Raw genomic sequence first — 25,624 nt, 5'->3', positions numbered from 1 at the left:
AAATGCACCATGATAACTGAATATCCAATAATAACTGACGTGACATTTCATACAGTGAGCACGAGGAAGATGCCGCTATAGGATTATAAGACGTAAGAAACTATTTAGAGTCAATAATGCTGCGAAAAAGCACCGACCAAAGCCAGTCGGCAGGCTGGTGATGCGATGACATGTGTGAGATGCGATACACTTGCAGACCCTGAGAAGTCTGTAACTGGTAAACCTATGAACTGCCAGAGCCTGGAAACGAGAGTTTTTGGGTTGTGGTCCGGAGTATAGCATCCGGGCAGGTTATTATTCCCTTCCTGCAGATGCAGGAGTAACGATTCGGGGTATCGAGGATAAATAGAATCGAGCGAGCACTGTTTAATAATCAAATTGGCTATAGAGGTTATGCGGCAGAGCTTTCCATCTTGGAAAGGAACTCTGCCGTATTCCTGTGGAGCCAATATAGCGCTATGAATGCTTTACAAATTAAAAAGATTGGAGAGATGACAAGTGACGATTCGAAGAGGAGATATCTTATGGGCGGATCTCGGTATGTTCCCGACAACTTCGGTTCAGGGTGGAGTAAGACCGGTGATCGTAGTAAGTAACAACAAAGCCAATACATACAGTTCAGTCATTACAGTAGTTCCGCTGACATCAAGAATATATAAGAAGCGGTATTTACCAACACATGTATTTATCAGTAAATACGATATGACAGGGATCCGAAAAGGAAGCCTGGCATTGGCTGAACAGGTTATGAGCATTTCTACAAAATGCATTATTGAGAAATGCGGAAGAGTAAATAAGTGGAGTTTGGATCGGGTACTGAAAGCAGTACGGATTCAAATGGGAATGAACGAAAGCGAGCAATGATATTCCTGCTTTCGACAATTCAACAGAAAACGACGTCATAAAATGTAGATAACACAAAAGAATGACAATACAGGACGAGCGGTTCTGGTGATTTTTTAGAGACGATTGAATATGATTTATAAAGGGAGGGATTGCGATGGCATTAAAAATTGTAAGAAGATATGATGCAAATGGTAATGTGATCGAAGATAAAGATTTAGAAAGATTCAAATTGGATTCCCCGGTAGTTCGTCAGATCTTATATCAGATGAATAAAGAGATGGGAGCAGTTGATAATATTAAAGTCGATGCAGCTGAAAGAAGAAATTTCATATAACATACTTAGACAAATAAAATAAGTTGAAATTTTTCTGGAAGGATGGTATAGTATACGTGAGAGGAGGAAAGAGCGAGGTGAGAAACATAAGAATTGGAAAGAATACCTCAAATAATAAAAAAACAGGATTGTATATCAGAGTTTCTACAAATTTTCAGTTTGAAGAAGGATATTCAGTAGGTGCTCAGACAGAGAAGCTTGAAAAGTATTGTAATTATCAGGAGATTGATAATTATGATCTGTATATTGACGGTGGCTATTCAGGAAGCAATCTGAATCGACCGGAGATGAAACGTCTTATTAAAGAAATTCAAGAGGGCAAAGTGGAATCAGTTGTAGTTGTTAAACTTGATCGTTTGTCCAGAAGTCAGAAAGATACGATTTATCTTCTGGAAGACGTGTTTGAAGCAAATGATGTTGGATTTATTTCTTTAAATGAGAACTTTGATACAACAACACCATATGGAAAAGCAATGGTAGGTATCTTATCTGTATTTGCTCAGTATGAACGTGAAAATATTCGTGAACGTACACAGATGGGAATTACAGAGAGAATCAAAACCGGAAAATGGAGAGGGACGAAACCACCATTTGGTTATGACTATAATAACGGTGATGACGTTCTTGTGCCAAATAAAGATGCAGAAACAGTCAGAAAGATTTTTGAATTATATAAGGAAGGCTATTCTACGTATGCACTGGCAAAGATGTTCGATTTAAAAGGAGACAAACAAGTGTCCGATATGTTATCCAGAGTGACATACATTGGAAAGCTCAAATATAATAAGGAAATCGTTGATGGTCTTCACGAGCCGATAGTTGATAAAAAACTGTTTGATGAAGTTCAGGAATTGCGAAAAACAAGAACGAGAGCAACTTCTCATAAATCACAGTATTTACTTACTGGGTTAATATATTGTGGATTATGTGGGGCAAAGATGCGTTATCAAAAATGGAGCGGTGGAAGAGTGATGATTTACTGTTACTCATTAGACCATAGTAAACCACACCTGGTTAAGAATCCAAATTGCCAGAACGGAAAATTGGATGCAGCTGAAGTTGAAGAAGTTGTTGTCAGTGATATGCTGAAATTATCAAAGGAATATGAGGTAATCGAAGAAAAATCAGAACAGCAAAATCAAAAAGGATTTGAAGCTATGAACCAGAGAAAATCAGTTCTTGAAGGTAAGCTGAAATCCCTGTATAATTTATATGCATCCGATACCAATAATAGTGTCCTGCTGGAGACGATTGGTGAGATCAATAAAGAATTGGAAAATCTGAATACACAGATAGAACAGTACACATTAAAGAACACCAGAGCAAAAGATATGACAGCAAGAGCTAAAGCATTCAAAAGTGTTGCTGACAGCTGGGAGTTCATGTCTTTCAATGAAAGACAGAAGACTGTACGTGAATATATCAAAAAGATCAAAATATCGAATGATTATGTTGAAATTGAGTATAATGATCTTTTGACACTACAGTAAATTACATTTCTATAGTTAATACATCGCAAGGGGATATATCTTCTTGCGTGTAAAATTTCATATATCTTATTCAAGATAATTACCCTATTGGATAAAGGAAATTTCAAAATTTCCACTATAATACATTATCCCGATGATCACAGGAGAAATAAAGCGTTTCCTGCGTGATGACGGGATGTTGAAGGTCAGCCGTTCCTTAAAAGAGATTGCATATAAAGCATATCAGGCAAAGGAGGCGCTCACGGAAAAGCTTGGAAGAGAACCGCTGCTGGAAGAAATTGCGGAAGAAACGGGTGTGGAAAAAGAGGAGCTGGTGATGGCGATGGAGGCAGCAGGAGAAGTGGAATCGCTTCACAGACCGGTCGGTATGAAAGATGGAAATGAAGTAATGCTGCTGGAAAAGATTGCAGATACAGGCGGTGCAGAAGAAAAGATCCTGGATCATCTTCTGCTTACAGAGCTGATAAAAGAATTAAAAAAAGACGAGAGAAAGCTTCTGTATCTGCGCTATTTTGCAGATAAGACGCAGACAGAAATCGGCGAAGAGCTTGGAATTTCACAGGTGCAGGTATCGCGGATGGAGAAAAAGATCCTGAAAACCATGCGGGAACACGCAAAAGAATAAAAGGATGTATGTTTTCTGGAAAAACAGGGATACTATTTCCTATCTGAAACAGATCACAAAGGAGGCGGATGCGATTGGAAAGAAGAAAAAAATATATCTGGGGCTGTGTTCTTTGTGCCCTGCTGACAGCTGTTCTGATCGGAATGATCTACTATTATAATGATGTCCGGGGGACAGACCAGGTAAGTGAAGGAACGCTGATCTGGCAGGCGTTACCGGTAAAAGAAAGGACGGATACAGATGTCTTCGGGAAATGAAATACTTTATATCAAAGGGGAAAAGAATACCGAGGTGAAAGAACCAAATGTGACATTGGGAGATATCCTGACAATGGAATGCAGCAATTCTTCCATCATGAACAGGATTAAACCACTGCGGATCCTGAAAATCCCGAAAAAAGAACAGCACAGATATGTGGTGTCTGTTCTGAAAATCATAGAATGTATCCATCGGGAAATTCCCGGACTACAGATTCAGAACGAAGGAGAAAGTGACCTGATCATTACCTATGAAGGGGAGAAAAAACGAAATGCTATCTGGCAGGGAATTAAAGTGGTTGTAGTTGCGGGAATCACATTTATCGGAGCAGCATTTTCCATCATGGCATTTAACAATGATGTGTCGGTGACAAAGATGTTTTCCCGGATTTATCTGCTTCTTACCGGAGAAGAATCGAATGGATTTACCCTGATAGAGCTGACTTACTGCATCGGGCTGATCGTAGGGATCCTGATTTTCTTCAATCATTTAGGAAGAAAGAAATTTACAGCAGATCCGACGCCGATGGAAGTGGAAATGCGTTTGTATGAAAATGATATTCAGGAAACTTTGATCGAAGCTTATGCGAGAAAGGAAAAAGAAGTCGATGTGGATTAGGCAGATTCTGGTGGCGGTGGTTGGTCTTGCATCCGGATTTGCAGTCGCGGCAGGACTGTTTTCATTTATTATCGGACTTGGCGTAGTGTCAGATTTTGCAGACCGGACACATACCGGGAAGCATGTCATGCTGTATGAAAACTGCATTATGGCAGGTGGGATCCTTGGAAATATTTTCTGGGTATACGGGCTCGCAATGCCTGGCGGCAAATGGATCGTTCCGGTGTTTGGACTTTTTTCCGGAATTTTTGTTGGTTGCTGGTCAATGGCACTTGCGGAAATCCTGAATATTTTTCCAATCTTTATCCGGAGGATCAAAATCCTGAAATGTGTGCCATGGCTGATTTTTGGGATGGCGCTTGGGAAAAGCCTTGGAGCACTTCTGTTTTTCTATAAAAGATGGTAACTGGAGGAGAAAATGAAGCAACAAGAGAAAGAAAAAGAGTATGAAACATATGTAAAAGAGAAAACACCGGTCAGGAAGCCCGGACCTGCGATGGCAAAAGCATTCGTGACCGGCGGGATCATCTGTACGATTGGACAGACGATCTTAAATGCGTGCGAAAAGGCGGGAATGTCAAAGGATATTTCTGCAAGCTGGTGTTCACTGATCCTGATCCTGGCAAGTGTGGTGCTGACCGGATTTGGAATCTATCCGAAGATCGCGAACTGGGGAGGAGCGGGAGCACTGGTGCCGATCACCGGATTTGCCAATTCCGTTGCGGCGCCGGCAATTGAATACAAAAAAGAGGGGCAGGTTTTCGGAATTGGCTGCAAGATATTTACGATCGCAGGACCTGTGATCCTGTACGGAGTTTTCACCAGCTGGGTTCTGGGACTGCTCTACTGGATTGGGACGCTGATCGGAATTGTGTGAGCAAGGAGGGATGGACATGAATGCGATGAAAGGGACACAGAGTATTGCATTTTCGGAAAGTCCGTATCTGGTAAGCGCCGGATCGGTTGCCGGAAAAAAAGAAGGAGAAGGACCACTTGGAAAATATTTTGATATTGCATCGGAGGATGACCTTTTTGGAGAGAAAACCTGGGAGCTTGCAGAAGGAACAATGCAGAAGCTTGCGTGTAAGCTGGCATTGAAAAATGCGGGAGTACAGCCGGAGGAGGTACGCTATCTCTTTGGCGGTGATCTTTTAAGACAGGGAATTGCTACATCGATGGGGGCAGAAGAACTTCAGATCCCGGTGTTTGGTCTTTTCGGCGCATGTTCCACATCCGGAGAGGCACTTGCCCTTGCTGCAATGACTGTGGCGGCAGGCTATGGAGATCTGGTGCTTGCTGCAACATCGAGTCATTTTGGAAGTGCAGAAAAAGAATTTCGTTTTCCACTTGGCTATGCGAATCAGAGACCACTTTCTTCTACCTGGACAGTGACAGGAAGCGGAGCCTTTCTGGTAGGAAAAAAGAAAAGCCGGGTGCGGATCAGTGGAGTGACGATTGGGAAAATTGTGGATTATGGGCTGAAGGATTCACAGAATATGGGAGCGTGTATGGCACCGGCAGCGTGTGATACGATTTTGCAGAATCTTATGGATTTTGGAAGGGGTGAAAAGGATTACGACCGGATCATTACCGGAGACCTGGGCTATGTGGGACAATCGATTTTATTTGATCTGCTTCGTAAGAAAGGGCTGGATATCAAAGAAAATCATATGGACTGCGGAATGACGATCTTCGATCAGCAGACACAGCATACCAATTCCGGTGGAAGCGGCTGCGGCTGCGCGGCGATCACTCTTGCAGCATATATTATGCCACAGCTGATATCGGGGGAGTGGAAAAGGATCCTTTTTGTACCAACGGGGGCGCTGATGTCGACGGTCAGCTTCAATGAAGGAGAAAGCGTTCCGGGAATTGCACATGGAATTGTGCTGGAACATTGTTAAAGGAGGAAAGAAAATGGACTATATCAATGCATTCTGGGTAGGAGGACTCATCTGTGCACTGGCGCAGATCCTGCTTGACCGGACGAAAATGATGCCGGGAAGAGTCATGGTAAGCCTGGTGGTACTTGGCTGTATTCTTGGTTTTGTACAGATATTTAAACCACTGCAGGAGTATGCGGGGGCGGGCGTGAGCGTGCCACTGCTCGGTTTTGGAAATACTTTATGGAACGGGGTAAAAGAGGCAGTCGACAAGGAAGGATTTATCGGAATTTTTCTTGGAGGATTCAAGGCAAGTGCGGCAGGAATCAGCGGCGCATTGATTTTTGGGTACATTGCATCATGGATATTTGAACCAAAGATGAAGGGGTAATGGGAATAATTTTCGTCAGAACTACGAAAGAAAATTTATTGTACAGGGAGAAAAATGATGTTAAGATGAAATCGTGGCTGTGTAAATGGCCTGTAAAATAAGAATCAAAGTGAAAAAGAAAAAGTACATAAGAGGAGATAACACGACTATGAAGTACACAAGTATCATTATTCCGTTTGTCGGAGGCCTTGGTATGTTCATTTATGGAATGCAGATCATGGCACAGGGGCTGGAGAATGCTGCCGGCAACCGGATGAAGTCATTGCTTGAAGCACTTACAAAGAATAAGTTCTTCGGCGTATTGCTTGGAGCGTTCATTACCGCAGTGATCCAGAGCTCATCTGCGACGACCGTCATGGTAGTCGGTTTTGTAAATGCCGGTATCATGAACCTTCAGCAGGCGATGGGAGTTATCATGGGTGCGAACATCGGTACAACAGTTACCGGATGGCTGGTATCCAGTGTGGAATGGGCCAAATTTTTAAGTCCGTCCAATCTGGCACCGGTTGCGATCATGATCGGTGTGATCATTATGCTGACCGGAAAGAGGCGTTCGACAAAAGATATCGCAAGTATTGTGGTTGGTTTCGGACTTTTATTTGTCGGGATTTCATCCATGTCCTCAGCGGTGGAACCACTGAAAGATAATGCAGCATTCTGCAATATTTTCGTATCACTGGGACACAATCCGTTGCTTGGAATTGTGGCGGGTGCAGCAGTTACGGCGATCATCCAGAGCTCATCTGCATCGGTCGGAATCCTGCAGAGCCTTGCAGCAGCAGGTCTTGTACCGTTTGGCGCAGCAATCTATATTATCATGGGACAGAATATCGGTACCTGCGTAACTGCAATCCTGTCCAGTGTGGGTGCAAAGAAAAATGCGAAAACCGCAGCGCTGATGCATCTGATCTTTAATATCATCGGAACGATCATTTTCAGTATTATTGCGATCGCATATCTGAGTATTGTGAATCCGGCATGGGCGCAGGGAAATATCACCCAGACACAGATCAGTATGGTGCATACGGTATTCAATATTGTGACAACCGTTCTGCTGTTCCCGGTTTCTGACTGGATCATCAAGCTTGCCAAGAAGATCGGACATGTGGAAGAAGAGGTACAGGATGAAAGTGTAGTCCTTCTGGATGACCGTATGCTGGAAACCCCTGGTATCGCGATTCAGTCAACCGTTTCCGAGCTTGTCCGAATGGGACATGTGGTTGCGGATTCTCTGGAGGTTGCAAGAAAAGTTATGTTCGAACGAAAAGAAGAACAGATTGCGTTCCTGAAGGAAGAAGAAAGCAAGGTAGACCGGTTAAGTGCCGGTATCACATCCTATGCGATCAAGCTGTCGACTCTGCAGATCAATGAACGTGAGCATGAAGAGGTGGCGCATATGCTCCAGATCGTGTCGGATATGGAACGTATCAGTGATTACTGCGAAAACATTTCTGAGTTCGCGGAATCACTGCTGGAAAAGCAGGTGGATTTCTCTGAGGTTGGAGTGGAACATCTGAACAAGATGCTGGATGTCTGCATTGCAAGTTATCTGTATGCGTTGGAAGCCTTTGAGTCCAATGACCGCGAAAGTGCGTTAAAGACCATCGAGAAAGAAACAGAGGCAGACGGGCTGGAGATTTCCCTCCGCGCAAAGCATATCAAGCGTCTTACCAACCAGCAGTGTAACACAGAAGCCGGAGTGGTATTCCTTGATTCTCTGGTATGCCTGGAAAGAATTTCCGACCATGCCAGAAATATTGCGGAAGAAGTGCTGGCGGAATAGAAGATAGGAAAATGCAAAAGTGCATGTGGCCTGACGGCTGCATGCACTTTTTTCGAATCGTTAAGAAATGGGAGTAATGCCGTATTAACTTGTTGTTTTTCTACGAATAAGTACAGGGGTAATTTGTTTATGAATGGGTTTGGCAAGTGGTACAGGTTTTCGCTTTTTACGTTCTTCCATTTGCTGTACAAGCAGTTCCATGGAGGTTTTGGCAATCAGATCGATTTGCTGTCCAACGGTTGTGATTGGAAGGATAGCTTCACTTGCAATCGGAGAATTGTCAAACCCTACCAATTCGTATGTGTCAGGGAAATAACCATATTTTTGAAAAATAAGATTAAGAAACATATTGGCATAGGTATCATTTGCAAGAAAGATGCCTTTCTTTTTATCAGCATATTTTTCGTCGATGTCCGTAAAAATACGATGCATTTGTGCAAAAATATCCTGATAAGAATCTCCGGCTACATTCAGATTCAGTTCATAAGGAACGTTATGTTCCTGACAGGTTTCTTTAAATGCTAGAATTCGTTTATATGCCGGTACAAAATCGGGAACATTGACATTGATATGAACCAGGATATCACATTTATCGCGGATCAGGAGATTTGTTGCCTGTAGTGCACCCATATAGTTGTCGGTTGTTACACTACAGATATACTTAGCTTCTCTTTCGATGGCAATGACTGGTATCTGATAAGATGCCAGCTTCTCAGAAGAAAGTGTATGACTCAATACAATAAGTCCTTCAATCTGATATGCCATAAGTTCATCAATATACTGTTCTTCTTCTTCCGGACCACGATCGCTGACAAAAACAAGAAACTTATAATGATAGTCTGAATAACTGGAAAGTAACTGCGTAAGCATCTCAGAATAATAGTGCAGATAGAGATTTGGTACAATAATACCGACAAATTCACTTTTTCCATTTGCTAAAACTTTTGCCAGTTTATTCTTTTTATATCCCAAAGCATCAAGTGCCTGTGATATTTTTTCCTGATTCTCAAGTGTCAGAGAATCAGGGTGATTAAAATATCTGGAAATTGTTGTTTTTGAAAAATTGGTATATTCGGCAATGTCAGCAAATGTAACTTGTTTCTTGGCCATAAGATCAATAGACTCCTTTAAAAATTCTTATTCATAGTATAGCAACTAAAAGTCGAAAAGGCAACTATAAAATAACCAGTTATGTAACCGGTAACTTTTGCGAACAAAAGCATTGACAGAGAGATTATTATATGGTACTATTCAGTTATAAAGTAACCGGTTACTTTACCGGTTATACAGCGAGAAGGACAAAGGGAATGGAGGAATAGTTGCATGAAAAGGATGCAGAAACAAACCAGGGCAATGGGAAAACGAACGATGGCAAGTAAGCTGGCTTATGTAAAGAAAAATTGGCAGTTATATGTGTTTTTCCTGATGCCGGCACTTATATTAACCATTATATTCAAGTATCTTCCAATGGGGGGACTGCTGATTGCGTTTGAAGATTATAACGTTATCAAGGGCGTATTTGGAAGTACATGGGTAGGACTTGAGTATTTTAAGCGGTTTTTATCTTCACCGGATTTTATGAATTACCTGCTTAATACATTGAAACTGAGCATTTATGGATTACTTTGGGGATTTCCGGTTCCGATCATCTTAGCTCTTTTACTTAACCAGATCCGCAAACAGGGGATCAAAAAGAAGATCCAGCTTTTGATCTATGCTCCAAACTTTGTGTCTGTTATTGTACTTTGCGGAATGGTTCGTATGTTTTTGTCACCGGTTGGACCTATGAATAAACTTTTGGGAATCAGCACGAACTGGATGACGATGCCTGCTGCATTTCGAACAATCTATATTGCAAGTGGAATCTGGCAGGGAGCCGGGTGGGCTTCGATCATGTATACTGCAGCACTATCGAATGCGAGCAAAGAACTGGAAGAAGCAGCACGTATGGATGGAGCAAATCTGCTGCAGCAGATCTGGTATGTAGAACTTCCGGCGATCAAAGACATTATTGTGATCCAGTTTATCTTACAGGCAGGAAATATTATGAGTATTGGTTTTGAAAAAGCATATGCGCTGCAGACAGATATGAACTTACCGGCATCTGAAATATTATCGACTTATGTATACCGGATCGGACTATTAAACGGAGATTATGGATATTCGACAGCAGTTGGACTGTTCAACTCTGTAATCAATGTGATTTTACTTATTTTTGTAAACTGGGTAGTAAAGAAGCTGAATGATGGTGAAGGATTATAGGAGGAACGTGAAATGAATGGAACAAAGAAAATCAAATATTCACGAACAGATCAAATCATTTTGGGAATTGCATATGTGTTCCTTGGGGTATTTGTTCTTTCAATTTTAATTCCGCTGATCTATGTAGTTCTGGCATCCTTTATGGATCCGACCGTATTAAATAACCAGGGATTAAGTTTTCATATAAAAGACTGGACGTTAGATGCATACCGGCGTGTGCTGGAAAATGATATGATCTGGCGGGGCTTTTTGAATTCTTTTTTGTATTCAATTGCATTTACCGCGATCTCCGTCTTTGTAACTTTACTTGCAGCGTATCCGATGTCAAAAAAGGAATTTGTAGGAAGAAAATTCTTTAATATAATCTTTCTGATCACAATGTTTTTTGGTGGCGGAATGATTCCGACTTTTATTTTGATCAATCAGCTGCACATGGTAAATACGATTTGGGCAATTTTAATCCCTGGTGCATTTAATGTCTGGAATATGATTCTTGCAAGAACCTATTACCAGTCTATTCCGAAAGAATTGCGTGAAGCATCCGCAATTGACGGAGCAACGGAAATCCAACATTTTTTCAAGGTTATGCTTCCGGTATGCAAACCGATTATCGCAGTACTGGCACTGTGGTCATTTGTTGGAATGTGGAACAGCTACTTTGATGCGATGATATATTTAAATGATGCAAACCTGCAGCCACTGCAGCTGGTTCTCAGATCGATCCTCGTTCAGAATACACCTCAGCCGGGAATGATCGCAGATATCCAGAGTACAGCAGAGATGGCAAAAGTAGCAGAACAGCTGAAATATGCAACTATCGTTGTGTCAAGTTTACCATTGCTGGTAATGTATCCATTCTTCCAGAAATACTTCGATAAAGGAATTATGGTTGGTTCTGTGAAGGGATAGTCAGAAAGGAAATATGCAGATATGTGGAAAAAAAATAGAAAAAGAGTGTTGGCATTAGGTTTGACATTTTCGATTATAATTGGGATGGCAGGATGTGGAAAAGAAGAGCAGATGAAGGCGGAAACCAATCCGGATACTCCGGTATCAGAGGTTCAGTTTCCACTGAAAGAAAAAGCTGAATTATCATTCATTACAAATGCTCCTGCAACATCAACGCAGAATCCGAATGAGCGTATCATTTTTAAGAGACTTGAAAAAGAGACAAACGTACATATCGATTGGACTTGTTTTGTGGCGGATCAGTTCTCGGATAAGAAGAACCTTGCGCTGGCTCAGTTCGGAAATCTTCCGGATGGGCTGTTTAATGCAGGAATGAGTGATTATGATCTGCTTCGTTATGCAAAGCAGGGAATCATTATCCCGCTTGAAAATCTGATCGATAAATATATGCCGAATCTGCAGGCTGTATTTGAAAAATATCCGGAGTACCGTACGATGTGTACCGCACCGGATGGTCACATTTATTCATTCCCGTGGATCGAGCAGCTTGGAGCTGGAAAGGAAGCAATTCAGGCGATTGGAGATATTCCATATATCAATAAGAAATGGCTTGATTATCTGGGATTGGAAGTACCAACTACAACAGATGAACTGGAACAGGTACTGATCGCATTCCGTGACCATGCAGATGATCTGAAGAAAGAATTCCAGATTGATGGTGATGTGATTCCGATGTCATTTATTATCAATAATGGAGATCAGGATCCGGCAATCCTGATCAATGGATTTGGGGAAGGATATGGAGACACAGGAGATCATTTTTCTGTAACGGATGATGGAGAGGTTATCTATACAACCGTTCAGGAGGGCTATAAAGAAGGCATTGAGTGGCTGCATAAACTGGTAACAGAGGATCTGGTGGATCCGGAAGCATTTACACAGGAATGGTCTACCTACGTGGCAAAAGGAAAAAATCACAGATATGGTCTCTGTTTTACCTGGGACATTGCCAATATTGATAATAATACGGATTATGTAATGCTTCCGGCACTGACAGGGCCGACCGGAGTGACAAACATTACGAGACAGAATAACAGTGAGACCAGTGGATTTGACCGGGGACGATGTGTATTGACGACCAGCTGCAAAGACACAGCACTTGCAGCTGCCTGGATCGATCAGATGTATGCACCGCTGCAGTCACCGCAGAACAACTGGGGAAGCTATGGAGAGAAAGATTCTTTTAATATTTTTGAGATGTCTACGAATGAAAACGGAGAAAAGATGTTGAAACATCTTGATCTTGGAGAGCAGTCACCGGTAGAAGTCCGTGAAGCACAGTCGGTTAATGGACCGCTTGCGGTACTCAATGAGTATTATGGTGTATATGTGACACAGCCGGAGGATGCAAAATGGCGTCTGGACAATATGCATGAAACTTATCTGAAAGATATGAACAGCAAATATGTATATCCAAATGTATTCATGAGTATCGAAGATACCAATAAAGTGTCACAGTATGATACCGACATCAAAAAATATGCAGAGCAGAAGAAAGCCGACTGGATCTTAAATGGTGGAATCGAAAAAGAGTGGGATTCTTACCTTGATAAAATGGAAAAGTACGGACTTTCCGATTATCTGGCTATTAAACAGAAATATTTCGACCAGTACCAGAAATCGCTTTCAGAAGAGAATAAGTAGTAGGAGAAAATGCATGAGTGAGATGTTAGAAAAAGCAAGAAATTATGAGACAGAAAAACAAGTGTATGTAAAGAAAACGACCAAACCACTGTTCCATGTTACGGCACCGACCGGATGGATCAATGATCCGAATGGTTTTTCCGTATATGATGGGAAAATACATTTGTTCTATCAGTACAATCCATATCAGAGAGAGTGGGGACCAATGCATTGGGGACATAGTGTGACTGATGATATGGTCCGCTGGGAGCAGCTTCCGGCAGCGATTGCACCGGATCAGGAATATGATAAGGCAGGATGTTTTTCCGGAAGTGCGATCGAAGCAGATGGAAAGCATGTACTTGTATATACCGGAGTTACCAGAGTAAAGCAGGCAGATGGAAGTGAGCAGGAACGGCAGAATCAGTGTATTGCATTTGGTGATGGAAAAGATTACGTAAAGTATGAAAAGAATCCGGTTGTGACAGGTGAGATGCTTCCGGAAGGATGCAGCCGGATTGATTTCCGTGACCCGAAGATCTGGAAAGAAAACGATACCTATTATCTGATCGTTGGAAATAAGAATGATAATCAGGTTGGGCAAGTTGTGCTTTGTTCGAGCAAAAATCTGACAGACTGGAAATTTGAGACAATTCTGGCATCAAATGAAAATGGTGATATAGGAACGATGTGGGAATGCCCGGATTTCTTTGCTTTAAAAGACAAACATGTGCTGATCTGTTCGCCACAGGATATGAAGGCGCGGAAATATGAGTTTCACAATGGACATAATTCGGTGTATTTTTTGGGAGACTACGATGCAAACAGATGCAGATTCAGCAAAGAACAGCCGCATACACTTGATTATGGTATGGATTTCTATGCTCCACAGACAACAGAACTTCCGGATGGCAGACGGATCATGATCGCATGGATGAAATCATGGGATGCCTGTGTGATACCGAATTCGCAGGACTGGCAGGGAATGATGACATTTCCGAGAGAATTGGAGATAAAAGAAAACCGTATCTGGCAGAATCCGGTGAAAGAACTGGAAAATTATTATCAGAATCCATGTTGCTATGAACACACAGAAATCGAAGGCGAGACAGTGCTTGCAGGAGTAGAGGGACGCACAATTGATCTTACGGTGACACTGGAAGATGGAGAAAATACAATCTTTTCTATCAAACTGGCAGCAGATAGTGAGTATGAAACGAGTTATACCTATAATAAGGAAACCAGACTTCTGGAAATCGACCGTACATACTGCGGTGTTACAAAAGATGTGGTATGTGTACGAAAATTCAGAATTGAGGATCCGGCAGGGCTTAAAAAGATGCGTTTTATCCTGGATTATCATTCGATCGAACTTTTTATCAATGATGGACAGCAGACGGCGACCACTGCAATCTGTACGCCTCTGAATGCGAAAGATATTTATTTTTTCAGCGATAAGAAAATGACAATGAGTGTTGAAAAGCATGATATTATAATGTAAAAAGCAGGAGAATAAGAAATGGACGTAGTAGCTTTAGGGGAATTGCTGATTGACTTTACAGAAAATGGTATTAGTAGCCAGGGAAACCCATTGTTTGAGGCAAATCCGGGAGGGGCACCATGCAATGTTCTGGCAATGTTAACGAAGTTGGGACACAAAACGGCTTTTATTGGAAAAGTAGGAAATGATTTTTTTGGAAAGCAATTGGAAGATGCAATTAAAGAAATTGGAATCAATGTGACCGGTCTGAGAAAAGATGATAAAGTACATACGACATTGGCATTGGTTCATACTTATCCGGATGGTGACAGAGATTTCTCTTTTTATCGAAATCCGGGAGCGGATATGATGCTGACAGAAGAGGAAATTCCAGAGGAATTAATTCTTGAGACACGGATTTTTCATTTTGGAACCCTGTCTATGACACATGAGAAAGTACGCAGAGCGACAAAAAAAGCAGTTGCAATTGCAAAACAGGCTGGTGCGATCATTTCATTTGATCCTAATATACGTGAGCCACTGTGGAATTCAATGTATGAGGCAAGAGAGCAGGTATTGTATGGTCTGGGACAGTGTCATATCCTGAAAATTTCAGATAATGAAATTCAGTGGCTGACAGGAAAAAATGACTATACAGAGGCTGTAAAATGGATTAGGGAGAAATATGATATCCCGCTTATCCTGGTATCTATGGGAAAAGAAGGCAGTAGAGCTTATTATCAGGACAGGATGGTTGAAAAAGCGCCTTTTATAAACGAAAATACAATAGAAACAACTGGTGCCGGAGATACATTTTGTGCATGTGTTTTGCATTACATATGTAAACATGGACTAGAAAATCTGACTGAGAAAAATTTAAAGGAAATGCTGACTTATGCAAATGCTGCCGCATCAATTATCACAACACGTAAGGGAGCATTGCGGGTGATGCCACGACCGGAAGAAATTGAGGCATTGATTGCAGGACATCACTAAATGTGGAGAGAAAGGGGCTGTGAAAAAAGAATAGTCCCCTAAAAAATGGAAACGTAACGATTACAGATTTAATGCGATTGTTGAATTATGTAAGTGGAAAAAGCGCAACTTTATAATTTTAAACAACTTTAAAGAACTGTATACAGAAATCCTATAGCAGAGAGTTCCCCTCTCTGCTATAATCATATCAGAAAATAAAAAGTACGAACCAAAATCTATCGGGGAGGTTATCACACATGCAGACACCTATTTTACAGGAAAGTAACTACAAAGAAGAAATGCAGACCATCGTAGAACCGTATCTTGTATCTATCGGAACGGAATTCTATCTGGAAAGACATGCAGGGCAGAAGATCCACTGTATGCATTATGTTCCGGAGAACCCACATGCGGTTGTGATGTTGTCACATGGATTTATTGAAAACGCGGAAAAATATAAGGAGATCGCCTATTATTTTGCAAAAGAAGGTTTTAGCGTATATCTTCCGGAGCACTGCGGACATGGCTTCAGCTATCGTCTGACAGAAGATGAATCCCTGGTGCATCTGGACAGCTTTGAACGTTATGTAGAGGACTTTATCTTTGTAACCAAGAAGGCAAAAGAGGACAATCCGGGGATGAAGATTTATCTGTACGGACATTCTATGGGAGGCGGAATTGCGGCAGCAGTTGCGGCAAGAGTACCGGAAATGTTTGAGAAGGTAATTCTGTCGTCACCGATGATCCGCCCACTGACCGGAGGGGTGCCGTGGCATGTGGCAAAGGCGATCGCAAAGACATCCTGCAAGGTGGGAAGGAACAAAAAATATGTAGTCGGTCAGAAGCCATACAAGGAGCCAGGAAAATTTGAAGAGAGCTGCTCCCTTTCCCGCCCGAGATTTGAGTATTATGAAGAAAAAAGGACGAAGGAAACCCATTATCATCTGAACGCACCGTCTTATGGATGGCTCGGAAATGCAATGCGTCTGAACCGGTATCTGGAAAAGACCGGATGGAAGAAGATCGAAGCACCTGTCATGCTCTTTTCGGCAGGCAAGGATAATCTGGTGTCGAATGCAGCGCAGGAACGTTTTGTGCGAAAACTAAACAAGAACAGACCGGAAAGTGCCGAGCTTGTGAAGTTCCCAGAGTCCAAACATGAGATATTCAATGCGGAAAATACGATTGCGGAAGAATATTGGAAGAAAGTGTTTGATTTTTTTGAATCATGATTTTTAAAGATTGTAAAGAAGCTGTAAATTGCTTATTGATAAATGCAAGAAAAGTGGTAAGATAAAATTTACAGAAAGGAATGAGACAAATGGGATTTTTTGATAATCTGAAAAGCAGCCTGGCAGAAACCGGTCAGGATTTATCACAGAAGGCAAAAGATACGACAGAGATTTTCCGCCTGACAAATTTAAATAAGACGAAAGAAAAAGAAATTGAAAAAGTCATTTATCAGATAGGCAGTACATATTATGCCAATTACAGGGACGAATGCATGGAAAAGATGCCGGAGCTTGCAGCACAGATCAAATCCCTGCAGGATGAGATCGCGGCCAACAAAGAGATGATTGAAAAATTATCGACAGAAGAGATCTGTCCGCAGTGTGGAAAGAAAGTGAACCCTGGAAGTAAATTCTGTATTTACTGTGGAGCGGCACTGGAAGCACCGGCAGAACAACCGGAGGAAAAGGCAGAAGTGAAAGTGTGCAAGGCCTGTGGAAAGCCACTGGAAGAGGGTGTTGTATTCTGTACAAACTGTGGAACAAAAATAGAAGACGATAAGACAACTGAGGAAAACTAGAAGGCAAAGCATCGAATGATGAAACGCAGGTCAGAATGTAAAAAAATGAAAGAGTATATGCAAAAAGCCGGATAGGAGTTGTTCTGTCCGGTTTTTTGTGTATACGATAAGCCGGATGCAGATTTGGGACTGCACATCAGCGAACTGTTAAGTTACAGGTAAAAGAACGACCGGATAATATACTGGAGGACAGGAACATGTATTGCACCAGATGTGGGAAAGAAATCAGGAGTGATCAGAAGTTCTGCGGAAACTGTGGAGCGAAGAATGTCAATTATCAAGAAAAAAATGATCTGAAAGAGATGATAGAAAAAGCTGCCGCCGGAGAAGAGAACGCTCTGGAGAAAATTTACAATCTGACTTATGTGCAAGGGTTTGCAATCGCACTTCAGATGGTGAAAAATGAGCAGGATGCAATGGATATCATGCAGGATGCCTATATTTCTGCATTCCGTAATCTGAAGAAGATTGAGGATCCAAAGCGGTTGAAAAGCTGGTTCAACTGCATTGTGGCAAACAAATGTAAAGACTGGCTGAAAAAGAAGAAGCCGCAGCTATTTTCTGATATACCGACAGGGGATGATGACCGGGAATTTGAAGATACAATTGCAGATGAGAATCTGACATTTTCACCGGAAGAGTCCGTGGATTATGCAGAGACAAAGCGATTGATGAAAGAAATTCTGGACGGTCTGCCAGAAGATCAGAAGCTGTGTGTGCTGATGTATTATTATGAGGAATTGTCGGTTGCAGACATTGCAGATGCACTTGGATGTTCGACCGGAACAGTAAAGAGCAGACTGAATTATGCCCGGAAAAAGATCAGAAATGATGTAGAAGAACTGGAAAGAAAAGGAACAAAATTATACAGCGTAGCGCCGCTTCCGTTTATACTCTGGATGCTCAGAGAGGGCGAGCAGACGATATCGGTGCCTGGTTCATTTGGGAAAGAACTGGTGAGACAGGGTGCCGGCATCGTAAAAAGCGGAAGTGCACCCACAAGCGGAAATACCGGTTCGGGTAAAAGTGGAATCAGGAAGACAGATCCGGTAAAGAACGGGCAGGCAGCCGGACGAAAGATTGTAAAGAGTGCGGCAGGAAAAGCAGCCGGGAAAATCATCGGTACAAAGGCTGTTGCCGGAGTTGTAGGAGCGGCAGTGATCGGAGGATGTGCTGTTGCAGGGTATAATATCCACCAGGCAAAAGAGCAGAAGGTTACCAAAGAAGAATGGCAGGCGGCTTACAAAGACTGGGTTGGAAAGTGGAGTGATGACACAAGGTTTGAACTCTTTGACATGAATGGAGATGATGTACCCGAGATCGTGCGGGTTGGATCCTGCATGGCGGATGGTGCGACCGTAGCGACCTGTACACCGGATGGAATCCGGGAAGAAGAGATCTACCGGATCGGGATGTGGTATATTCCGGGCGGCAATGTACTGGACAACAATGACGGAAATATGGGTGTTTTTTATGACCGCGTTTTTAAAATCAAAGATGGGGAATGGTTACAGATCGGCGATGGCGAATGTAGAATGGAAGATAATACGAATCCGGAGTATGATGAAAACGGAGACTATGTTTTCCAGTATAAATGGGATGGAAAAGAAGTCACAAATAAGAAATATGAAAAGAAATTAAAGAAATTGTTTGGAAACAGAAAGCCGGAAGCACTGGGCAATGAAGCTGTTTCATACCATGAGATCATCAACCAGATCAGTCATTATTAAAAAAATAAAAATTTTTTCTTGTTTTTAAAACCAAACTAGATTTTGACTCGTCTTAATAATATAAACGAGAAAAATATAGCATACAGAAAGGATGTAAAAGAGATATGAGGTGCAAAAATTGTGGAACTGAGAATCCAGATGGTTCAAGATTCTGTGCAACATGCGGAAAACCACTGGAACAGGAAGAACCTGCTAAAAATGTAGCAGAACAGAAAGAAGAGGCTGTCCAGAATGCAGAAGAGCAGAAAGAAGAGGTCGCCCAGAATACAGAAGAGACGCTAACAAGTACAGCAGAAACAAAATCACTCACACATAAAAAATCAAGAGGACTGAACAAGTTCCTGATCGGTCTGGCATGTGCGGTTATCGTTGTAGTGATCGCAGCAGGGCTTTTGATATCGCGTGCAAGAAGAACAATCGATTTGAACAAGTATGTCACCTTTGAAACAACAGGATATAACGGATATGGAAATGTATATCCGCAGATCGACTGGGAGAAGATTCAGAAAAAATATGATTCCAGACTGAAGTTTACAAAAGAATTTGAGGAACAGTATGGAAAAAATACAGATTCCATATCACCGGTAGCGGTACTGCAGTCCTATGTTAGTGTGGAAATGAAATCGGACAGCAATCTTTCCAACAAAGATAAAGTCAAATACAACTGGAATGTCAATAAAGATTATGCAAAATATGTGAAATGCAACCTGAAATATAAAAATAAAACCTATAAAGTCAAAGGGCTGGAAGAGGTTAAGACATTTGATGCATTCAAAGACCTGCAGGTATCATTTAACGGAATAAGCCCGGGAGGAGCCGTTTCATTTGATTATACAGGATCTGATCTTACATCTGCCGATTTTCAGACAGATGCATCAAATGGAACATTGGCAAACGGAGACAAGATTAAAGTATATCTGGATAAATCTATGGCAGACAGCTATGCCGCCAACATAGGAAAGCTGCCGGAAAAATGGGAAAAAGAATATACCGTAAAAGGACTGTGGTATTATATCACATCAGCCAGTGACATCGATGATGATACAATGCAGCAAATGAAGGACCGGGCGGAACAGGAATACAATGATCATGTGGAGAGCAGCTGGGTAGATTCCGAATCTCTGGAGAGCCTTACTTATATGGGAGATTATCTGCTGGAGCCTGTTGTGGGCAATGGAAATGAACTGTATCTTATTTATCATGTAAAAGTACGGGATCAGTACAGTAATGATGATGGATCTTATGACAAGGTGAATGATGTTTACTGGTATATGCATTATGGAACAATTCTTGCAGACGGGGAAGGAAATACAGATATTGATCTGTCTGACTATGGAACACCTGGAAATTTCTTTAAGATCAAGACTGATGCAAAGACAGATGGTATTTCCAGCATGGTATGGAAATATTATGGATACCCGACACTGGATGATCTGTACGCAGATGTTGTGGGCGATAATGCCGATTACTCTTTAGTGGAGGATGCGGTAGACAATACAAAATAGAAGCCTTTGGCGGAAAAGAAGGTGGACTATGAAATGGGACGAATGGTTGAAAAAGATCATTAAAGAGATAACGTCAGATTATACGATTTCAGAAGAAACCTCAAAAAGCTTTTTTGAAGAGCTGATGCAATTGTTGAAATAATACAGGAACCGGGTAGAAATGCAAATTTTTATCCGGTTTTTTAATTTGAGCTGGAAAAGTATGATATGATGAGAAAAAGTATGGGATTGATATCCAGAAGGAGAAAGGTGGAATAACAACAGATGGAATATTTAGTAGAATCAGCATTATTGACACATGGATTAAAATCGGTATCAAATGAAACAATAAAAAAAGAATGGCAAGATCCGGGAAAAAAGATCACCTGGATTGATCATGGGGAAATCAGGATCGGGGATATCGATGAGTTTCTTGAATTTAGAAGCCGGGCAGCCGCTTATCCAAGAATTGACTGTGATCTGCTGGAAAAGGCATTAGTGGAAAAGCAATCAGGCGCACTTACCGCTTCCGGGACAATGGCAGTCTGTGTGAAAATGGGAATTCCGGTTGCAATTACCTGTGGAATGGGTGGAATCGGGGACATCAAAGGAGAAGAACTCTGCCCGGATCTTCCGGCTCTTCAGCAGATTCCGGTGGTCCTGATCTCGGCGGGACCAAAAGATATGCTGGACCGGAAAGCAACGATCGATTGGCTGATATCGCACGGAGTGAAGGTGATCGGAACAGAAAGAAATTACTGTACCGGCTATGTATTTTGTGGAGAAAAAGTTGAACTGCAGGGAAAGACAGAAAACAGTGCAGAAACGGTAAAGCCACCAATGCTCATCATCAATGAAATCCCGGAAGAAAGGCGGATAGAAGACAGGGAGATTTTGAGAGAAGCAATTGCCGAGGGAAAGAGAGCGGAGAAGGAAGGACGCTATTTCCATCCTGCGGCAAATGGAAAGATTGATGACTGTACTGATGGATATTCTTCATTGATTCAGCTGCGGGGACTGATTGCAAATATGAAAGTGGCAGAAACACTTTAAAGAGCGAAAAAAGAAGCTGGGATCTGGCTGATAACAGAAAAGCCTGAATATAGGCAGTTGTGTTATCGGTCAGACTCCGGCTTCTTTGCGTACATAGAAAGTTTTGACTCCTGATTATAGATTACAGGAAAGGTAATCAGATATTCTGTTTGAAATGTTGTTGCGTGAATCCTAATTCGCCTGTGGCATCTGTGATTTATGTACAAAGAGACTGATTCCGGCACCGATGATTGCCAGAACAGCACCAATTCTTCCCCAAAGAGCAGTTTTGTGGCACATCATACCTGCCTTGGCACAAATACCAATGCCAATTGAAGTATTGCTAAGAAGCAGGATCAGAACAGCAGTGATAATGATGACAACCGGTAATTTAAAATCGTGTGTTCCGAAGAAAAGAAGAACGGATTCTGCAAGCAGGAGCAGACCGAAAAGAAACAGTGCAATTCCATAATAATGACACCGCATCATGCATTCTCCTCCGTTTGCAAGTTCCATGGTTCCTTTGCATACTGGGGCAAAGATCTTATCTGCTGCAAGAATAAGAATTGCTGCAAGACAGGAAACTGCTCCGGATAATTTTTGTGAATTCATAATTCATATCTCCTTTAAAAATTTATTGTATTTAGTATAACATACTTATGGTTAATAAGTTTACTTTTACTAGATAAAAACTATAGAAAATTGTAATAAATCAAATTGCATATAAGAAATAACAATTTTACATTTGTGCAAAATGCTGATATAGTTAAAAAGCATTTAAAGGAAATGGTAAAAAATTACAAAGGAGTCAAATGAAAAATGGAGAGTAAAAGACAGCTTACGAGAGAAGAGTTGCTAGAAATGGAAAGTGCTCCGAAGACGAAGATGCAACATATGTTGGATGTGGTAATTTGTTTTTGTCCGTATTTTGCAGCGATAATTATGTTTTTAGTATATTATCTGATGCCGGATGCCGTTCAGAATTTTAATCCGCATGTGTTTACTATTGTCGTCTGCTTTTTTTTGGCATTATATCTGATCATGGTAGTGAGAGGATTACTGAATAAAAGCTATTTTGCAAAAGTACGTCATAAAGCACCGCTTTACTCTGTGATCATACTGGTAATTATGCTGTATGATTTTCTGACGGTTAAGACAGGTATTTTAAAACAGCCGTTCTTCCCATGTGTGAATACGATTTTGTGTGCGATCATTGATGACCGGGCACTGTTATTGAAAAGTACATTGTACTCACTGCGATTATTATTCACGGGATATTTTATCGGAGCGATCCTTGGACTGATCACAGGTGTTGCCTGTGGATACAGCAAAAGGATTAACTACTGGGTTTCACCGATCATTAAGATGCTTGGACCGATCCCTTCCACAACATGGATCCCGATCATCATGGTTCTGGTATCTTCACTGTTTAAAGGAAGTGTATTTATCATCGCTCTTGGTGTATGGTTTGCACTTACGATCGCATCGTCAACCGGTATCCAGAATGTAGACAAGGCATATCTGGAAGCGGCCAGAACATTAGGTGCCAAAGGGCACCAGCTGGTATTCCGGGTGGCAATCCCACATGCAATGCCAAACATTCTTCAGGGGATGACACAGGGAATGAGTTCTGCCTGTACAGCACTTCTGGTTGCTGAGATGATGGGAGCCGAGGCAGGTCTTGGATGGTATATCCAGTGGCAGAAATCATGGGCGATCTATTCTAAAATGTATGCAGCTATCGTTTTAATTTGTCTTATTTTCACAGCAGTTACCTTTATACTGAATGTGATCAAGAGAATAGTGCTTCGCTGGCAGGAAGGAGTTGTGAAATAAGATGGCATCAGTGGATGAGAAGCAGGGACACGGGCGTGTCCTGGAGTTTGACAAAGTAACAAAGAGTTTTGCAAAGACAGACAGTAACGAGATCACACATGCGCTGGCAGAGGTGAATCTGACGATCCAGCCGGGTGAGTTTGTCAGTATTGTTGGAACAAGTGGATGTGGAAAATCAACGATTTTGCGATTGATCGCAGGACTGATCAGACCGACTACCGGTGAGATCAGACTTGGCGGGAAACCGATTGTTGGAGCCGGACCGGATCGTGGAATGGTATTCCAGAAAGCAACATTGTTTCCGTGGCTTACGGTAGAGAAGAATGTATCCTTCAGCTTGCGTATGCAGAAAAAGCAGGATAAAGAACTGGTAGAGCATATGCTGAAAATGGTAGGACTTGAAGATTTCCGAAAAGACTATCCGCATCAGCTCTCCGGAGGTATGGCGCAGAGAGTGGCGCTGGTAAGATCGCTGATCAATCATCCGGATATTCTGCTTCTGGACGAGCCTCTTGGCGCGCTGGACGCATTTACCAGAATGAATATGCAGGATGAGATCCTGAATATCTGGAGAGAACAGAAACAGACGGTTGTCATGGTTACACATGATGTAGAAGAAGCAATTTATATGGGAACAAGAGTGCTGGTTATGGAGCCAAGACCGGGACGTGTAAAGGCAGATATACCGATTGAACTGGCTGAACCAAAGCAGAGAGACAGCGAAGAGTTCCAGGCATATCGGAACAGGATTCTGAAGATGCTTGATCTGAAGCATCATACAGATTATTAAATGGATATTTATTGAAAGATAAATATAAAAGCAACAAAGTAAAAACACGAAGAGGAGAAAAGAATTATGAAAAAAAGATTGTTTGCAACGTTACTTGCATGCGCAATGACCGTATCACTGGTTGCATGTGGCGGTTCATCAAGCTCATCAGAAAAGAAGGAAGACACAAGTGATTCCAAAAAACAGGAAGCTTCTACAGAGAAAGAAGTGACTGATATCACAAAAATGTCAGATGATGAAATTAAAGAAGCAATGAAAAAAGAGCCGGCATGGGGAACAACCATCACAGCCGAATATGATGGTGGTGACTGTACATCAGGACCTAGCATGGCAAAAGCACTCGGATACTATGATAATTGGGGATTAGATGTTCAGATCGCAGCTGGTACTGAAATCACAGAAGCACTTGGAACTGGAAAAGCTCAGTTTGGAGTACACCATATTGCACATATGTTAGTTCCGATCACAAACGGAATGGACATCGTATTTACAGGAAGTGCGCAGACAGGATGCAAATCATTATATGTACTTGCCGATTCAGGAATTGAATCAACAAAAGACCTGGAAGGCACAACTGTTGGCATGGATAGCCCGATCGGTGGATCTTCACACAACATGATCATCCGTTTCTTCCTTGCAGATGGATTGAAACAGGATGCAGCAACATGTGTACAGGTTGAATCAAGTGCAGCAATCCAGTCTCTTCAGTCAGGTGACATCAAAGCTTGCCTTCTGAGTGACCGTTTTGCAAAGAAATTCGTAGATGACGGAACATTAAAAGTTCTTCGTTCTATCACATGGGATGATGATTTCAAAGATGAAACATGCTGCGTAATGGCTATGAGCGGAAAATTCGTAAAAGAAAATCCGGTAATCTCTCAGGTACTTACAAAATGTGTAATGGATGCATATATGTACATTGCAGAAAACAAAGACGAAGCTGCACAGATCATGCTTGATGAGGGTATGGTATCTGGTGACATCGAGCTTACAAAATACATGCTTGATCAGCAGAACTGGGCAGTATCCAATGCAGATACAAAGGAAACAATTAAAGCTGTTGCAAAGGACTACATTGCGGCAGGAATCATTACCTCTGACTGGACTGTAGATAAAGTCGTAGAGACAGCATGGCATCCACTTGCTGAAAAAGTAAGCACAAAATAATCAGACACATAAATGAATGAGGTGGAGGAGCTTTGAACTCTGGGATGAGTGGAAGCTCCTCTTTTGTCTTGTATATTAGGAAAGTGCCGAGGCACATTTTTTATTTGTTTCATAGGAAATTCTGAAGGAACTTCCTATGAAACAAAAGGCACTGCGTGCCGGAGTTGCGCACTCGCACGAAGATGAAGAATGTCGCAAGCGACTGCGCTCGGCGCGAGAATGTGCCGAGGCACATTCT

25 protein-coding genes and 1 pseudogene are annotated in these 25,624 nt (G+C 41.8%); 24 read left to right on the top strand and 2 right to left on the bottom strand.

The annotated features are described in order from the left end of the window. Positions 1 to 498: 498 nt before the first annotated feature. The 11 genes and pseudogenes from PG418_RS07030 to PG418_RS06980 all read left to right on the top strand — a co-directional run bounded on the left by PG418_RS07030 (position 499) and on the right by PG418_RS06980 (position 8,228). The gene (locus tag PG418_RS07030) at positions 499 to 864 is read left to right on the top strand and encodes a type II toxin-antitoxin system PemK/MazF family toxin (protein WP_117457283.1); all 366 of its coding nucleotides are present in this window, start codon (positions 499 to 501) and stop codon (positions 862 to 864) included. Between the two features lie 136 nt (positions 865 to 1,000). Beyond that, positions 1,001 to 1,180: a hypothetical protein gene (locus PG418_RS07025; protein WP_008688169.1), complete on the top strand. Its 180-nt coding sequence runs from the start codon at positions 1,001 to 1,003 to the stop codon at positions 1,178 to 1,180. Between the two features lie 77 nt (positions 1,181 to 1,257). After that, positions 1,258 to 2,670: a recombinase family protein gene (locus tag PG418_RS07020; RefSeq protein WP_008688170.1), complete on the top strand. Its 1,413-nt coding sequence runs from the start codon at positions 1,258 to 1,260 to the stop codon at positions 2,668 to 2,670. A gap of 121 nt (positions 2,671 to 2,791) precedes the next feature. Beyond that, positions 2,792 to 3,295: pseudogene (locus PG418_RS07015) on the top strand (sigma-70 family RNA polymerase sigma factor); the annotation flags it as partial. A gap of 74 nt (positions 3,296 to 3,369) precedes the next feature. Continuing rightward, positions 3,370 to 3,552, top strand: coding sequence for a hypothetical protein (locus PG418_RS07010; protein ID WP_044999057.1), 183 nt, complete (start codon positions 3,370 to 3,372; stop codon positions 3,550 to 3,552). Further along, entirely contained in the window at positions 3,536 to 4,171 is a 636-nt protein-coding gene (locus PG418_RS07005) for a stage V sporulation protein AA (protein WP_022220981.1), read from the top strand. Before PG418_RS07010 ends, PG418_RS07005 begins: the two co-directional genes overlap by 17 nt. After that, a complete protein-coding gene (locus PG418_RS07000) occupies positions 4,161 to 4,577 on the top strand; it encodes a stage V sporulation protein AB (RefSeq protein ID WP_022220980.1) in 417 nt (138 codons plus the stop codon). Before PG418_RS07005 ends, PG418_RS07000 begins: the two co-directional genes overlap by 11 nt. A gap of 12 nt (positions 4,578 to 4,589) precedes the next feature. Continuing rightward, on the top strand, positions 4,590 to 5,048 hold the full coding sequence (locus PG418_RS06995; protein WP_008372960.1) for a SpoVA/SpoVAEb family sporulation membrane protein: 459 nt from the start codon (positions 4,590 to 4,592) through the stop codon (positions 5,046 to 5,048). A 16-nt stretch (positions 5,049 to 5,064) separates the two neighbouring features. Further along, positions 5,065 to 6,075, top strand: a complete 1,011-nt coding sequence (spoVAD, locus tag PG418_RS06990) for a stage V sporulation protein AD (RefSeq protein ID WP_022220979.1) — start codon at positions 5,065 to 5,067, stop codon at positions 6,073 to 6,075. A 13-nt stretch (positions 6,076 to 6,088) separates the two neighbouring features. Further along, on the top strand, positions 6,089 to 6,445 hold the full coding sequence (locus PG418_RS06985) for a SpoVA/SpoVAEb family sporulation membrane protein (protein ID WP_022220978.1): 357 nt from the start codon (positions 6,089 to 6,091) through the stop codon (positions 6,443 to 6,445). 148 nt (positions 6,446 to 6,593) lie between these two features. Continuing rightward, entirely contained in the window at positions 6,594 to 8,228 is a 1,635-nt protein-coding gene (locus PG418_RS06980) for a Na/Pi cotransporter family protein (RefSeq protein ID WP_055248996.1), read from the top strand. 84 nt (positions 8,229 to 8,312) lie between these two features. Here the strand turns inward: PG418_RS06980 and PG418_RS06975 are convergent, their stop codons facing one another. Further along, on the bottom strand, positions 8,313 to 9,338 hold the full coding sequence (locus PG418_RS06975; RefSeq protein WP_008372967.1) for a LacI family DNA-binding transcriptional regulator: 1,026 nt from the start codon (positions 9,336 to 9,338) through the stop codon (positions 8,313 to 8,315). A gap of 213 nt (positions 9,339 to 9,551) precedes the next feature. Here PG418_RS06975 and PG418_RS06970 point away from each other — a divergent pair, with 213 nt between their 5' ends. The 10 genes from PG418_RS06970 (at position 9,552) to PG418_RS06925 (ending at position 21,614) form a co-directional block, all read left to right on the top strand. Next, on the top strand, positions 9,552 to 10,490 hold the full coding sequence (locus PG418_RS06970) for an ABC transporter permease (protein ID WP_008372969.1): 939 nt from the start codon (positions 9,552 to 9,554) through the stop codon (positions 10,488 to 10,490). Between the two features lie 12 nt (positions 10,491 to 10,502). Next, entirely contained in the window at positions 10,503 to 11,399 is an 897-nt protein-coding gene (locus tag PG418_RS06965) for a carbohydrate ABC transporter permease (RefSeq protein ID WP_008372970.1), read from the top strand. Positions 11,400 to 11,483: 84 nt separating this feature from the next. Next, positions 11,484 to 13,103, top strand: a complete 1,620-nt coding sequence (locus tag PG418_RS06960; RefSeq protein WP_147574850.1) for a type 2 periplasmic-binding domain-containing protein — start codon at positions 11,484 to 11,486, stop codon at positions 13,101 to 13,103. Positions 13,104 to 13,116: 13 nt separating this feature from the next. Further along, entirely contained in the window at positions 13,117 to 14,583 is a 1,467-nt protein-coding gene (locus PG418_RS06955) for a glycoside hydrolase family 32 protein (protein ID WP_008372974.1), read from the top strand. 18 nt (positions 14,584 to 14,601) lie between these two features. Further along, positions 14,602 to 15,558 carry a carbohydrate kinase family protein gene (locus PG418_RS06950; protein WP_173686497.1) on the top strand — a complete coding sequence of 319 codons (957 nt, stop codon included), beginning with the start codon at positions 14,602 to 14,604 and terminating at the stop codon, positions 15,556 to 15,558. 236 nt (positions 15,559 to 15,794) lie between these two features. Next, entirely contained in the window at positions 15,795 to 16,769 is a 975-nt protein-coding gene (locus PG418_RS06945; protein ID WP_022220973.1) for an alpha/beta fold hydrolase, read from the top strand. Positions 16,770 to 16,858: 89 nt separating this feature from the next. Further along, positions 16,859 to 17,347 carry a zinc ribbon domain-containing protein gene (locus PG418_RS06940; protein ID WP_173686496.1) on the top strand — a complete coding sequence of 163 codons (489 nt, stop codon included), beginning with the start codon at positions 16,859 to 16,861 and terminating at the stop codon, positions 17,345 to 17,347. A 197-nt stretch (positions 17,348 to 17,544) separates the two neighbouring features. Further along, positions 17,545 to 19,077, top strand: a complete 1,533-nt coding sequence (locus tag PG418_RS06935; protein WP_173686541.1) for a sigma-70 family RNA polymerase sigma factor — start codon at positions 17,545 to 17,547, stop codon at positions 19,075 to 19,077. A 104-nt stretch (positions 19,078 to 19,181) separates the two neighbouring features. Further along, positions 19,182 to 20,582, top strand: coding sequence for a zinc ribbon domain-containing protein (locus tag PG418_RS06930; protein ID WP_498837252.1), 1,401 nt, complete (start codon positions 19,182 to 19,184; stop codon positions 20,580 to 20,582). Positions 20,583 to 20,846: 264 nt separating this feature from the next. Further along, positions 20,847 to 21,614: a pseudouridine-5'-phosphate glycosidase gene (locus tag PG418_RS06925; RefSeq protein WP_022220968.1), complete on the top strand. Its 768-nt coding sequence runs from the start codon at positions 20,847 to 20,849 to the stop codon at positions 21,612 to 21,614. Between the two features lie 171 nt (positions 21,615 to 21,785). On the opposite strand, the gene PG418_RS06920 is transcribed toward PG418_RS06925, so the two are convergent. Next, positions 21,786 to 22,205: a DUF4418 family protein gene (locus PG418_RS06920; RefSeq protein WP_055261133.1), complete on the bottom strand. Its 420-nt coding sequence runs from the start codon at positions 22,203 to 22,205 to the stop codon at positions 21,786 to 21,788. Positions 22,206 to 22,412: 207 nt separating this feature from the next. On the opposite strand from PG418_RS06920, the gene PG418_RS06915 reads away from it, so the two are divergent. The 3 genes from PG418_RS06915 (at position 22,413) to PG418_RS06905 (ending at position 25,386) form a co-directional block, all read left to right on the top strand. Next, complete coding sequence (locus PG418_RS06915; RefSeq protein ID WP_022220966.1) at positions 22,413 to 23,429, top strand: ABC transporter permease; 1,017 nt, start codon at positions 22,413 to 22,415, stop codon at positions 23,427 to 23,429. 1 nt (position 23,430) lies between these two features. Beyond that, a complete protein-coding gene (locus PG418_RS06910) occupies positions 23,431 to 24,219 on the top strand; it encodes an ABC transporter ATP-binding protein (protein ID WP_022220965.1) in 789 nt (262 codons plus the stop codon). 66 nt (positions 24,220 to 24,285) lie between these two features. Then, on the top strand, positions 24,286 to 25,386 hold the full coding sequence (locus PG418_RS06905; protein WP_227084823.1) for an ABC transporter substrate-binding protein: 1,101 nt from the start codon (positions 24,286 to 24,288) through the stop codon (positions 25,384 to 25,386). Positions 25,387 to 25,624: the final 238 nt, after the last annotated feature.

The organism is Bariatricus sp. TF06-38A, from assembly GCF_027690675.1.
Taxonomy (GTDB): Bacteria; Bacillota; Clostridia; order Lachnospirales; family Lachnospiraceae; genus Allocoprococcus; species Allocoprococcus comes.
This window is presented reverse-complemented; position numbering and strand designations above follow the sequence as displayed.

Bases quoted from the DNA above. Each gene is read 5' to 3' on its own strand.
- PG418_RS07025 (WP_008688169.1), top strand. From the start codon at position 1,001: ATGGCATTAAAAATTGTAAGAAGATATGATGCAAATGGTAATGTGATC.
- PG418_RS07005 (WP_022220981.1), top strand. From the start codon at position 3,536: ATGTCTTCGGGAAATGAAATACTTTATATCAAAGGGGAAAAGAATACC.
- PG418_RS07000 (WP_022220980.1), top strand. From the start codon at position 4,161: ATGTGGATTAGGCAGATTCTGGTGGCGGTGGTTGGTCTTGCATCCGGA.
- PG418_RS06995 (WP_008372960.1), top strand. From the start codon at position 4,590: ATGAAGCAACAAGAGAAAGAAAAAGAGTATGAAACATATGTAAAAGAG.
- spoVAD (WP_022220979.1), top strand. From the start codon at position 5,065: ATGAATGCGATGAAAGGGACACAGAGTATTGCATTTTCGGAAAGTCCG.
- PG418_RS06985 (WP_022220978.1), top strand. From the start codon at position 6,089: ATGGACTATATCAATGCATTCTGGGTAGGAGGACTCATCTGTGCACTG.
- PG418_RS06980 (WP_055248996.1), top strand. From the start codon at position 6,594: ATGAAGTACACAAGTATCATTATTCCGTTTGTCGGAGGCCTTGGTATG.
- PG418_RS06975 (WP_008372967.1), bottom strand. From the start codon at position 9,338: ATGGCCAAGAAACAAGTTACATTTGCTGACATTGCCGAATATACCAAT.
- PG418_RS06970 (WP_008372969.1), top strand. From the start codon at position 9,552: ATGAAAAGGATGCAGAAACAAACCAGGGCAATGGGAAAACGAACGATG.
- PG418_RS06965 (WP_008372970.1), top strand. From the start codon at position 10,503: ATGAATGGAACAAAGAAAATCAAATATTCACGAACAGATCAAATCATT.
- PG418_RS06960 (WP_147574850.1), top strand. From the start codon at position 11,484: ATGGCAGGATGTGGAAAAGAAGAGCAGATGAAGGCGGAAACCAATCCG.
- PG418_RS06955 (WP_008372974.1), top strand. From the start codon at position 13,117: ATGAGTGAGATGTTAGAAAAAGCAAGAAATTATGAGACAGAAAAACAA.
- PG418_RS06950 (WP_173686497.1), top strand. From the start codon at position 14,602: ATGGACGTAGTAGCTTTAGGGGAATTGCTGATTGACTTTACAGAAAAT.
- PG418_RS06945 (WP_022220973.1), top strand. From the start codon at position 15,795: ATGCAGACACCTATTTTACAGGAAAGTAACTACAAAGAAGAAATGCAG.
- PG418_RS06940 (WP_173686496.1), top strand. From the start codon at position 16,859: ATGGGATTTTTTGATAATCTGAAAAGCAGCCTGGCAGAAACCGGTCAG.
- PG418_RS06935 (WP_173686541.1), top strand. From the start codon at position 17,545: ATGTATTGCACCAGATGTGGGAAAGAAATCAGGAGTGATCAGAAGTTC.
- PG418_RS06930 (WP_498837252.1), top strand. From the start codon at position 19,182: ATGAGGTGCAAAAATTGTGGAACTGAGAATCCAGATGGTTCAAGATTC.
- PG418_RS06925 (WP_022220968.1), top strand. From the start codon at position 20,847: ATGGAATATTTAGTAGAATCAGCATTATTGACACATGGATTAAAATCG.
- PG418_RS06920 (WP_055261133.1), bottom strand. From the start codon at position 22,205: ATGAATTCACAAAAATTATCCGGAGCAGTTTCCTGTCTTGCAGCAATT.
- PG418_RS06915 (WP_022220966.1), top strand. From the start codon at position 22,413: ATGGAGAGTAAAAGACAGCTTACGAGAGAAGAGTTGCTAGAAATGGAA.
- PG418_RS06910 (WP_022220965.1), top strand. From the start codon at position 23,431: ATGGCATCAGTGGATGAGAAGCAGGGACACGGGCGTGTCCTGGAGTTT.
- PG418_RS06905 (WP_227084823.1), top strand. From the start codon at position 24,286: ATGAAAAAAAGATTGTTTGCAACGTTACTTGCATGCGCAATGACCGTA.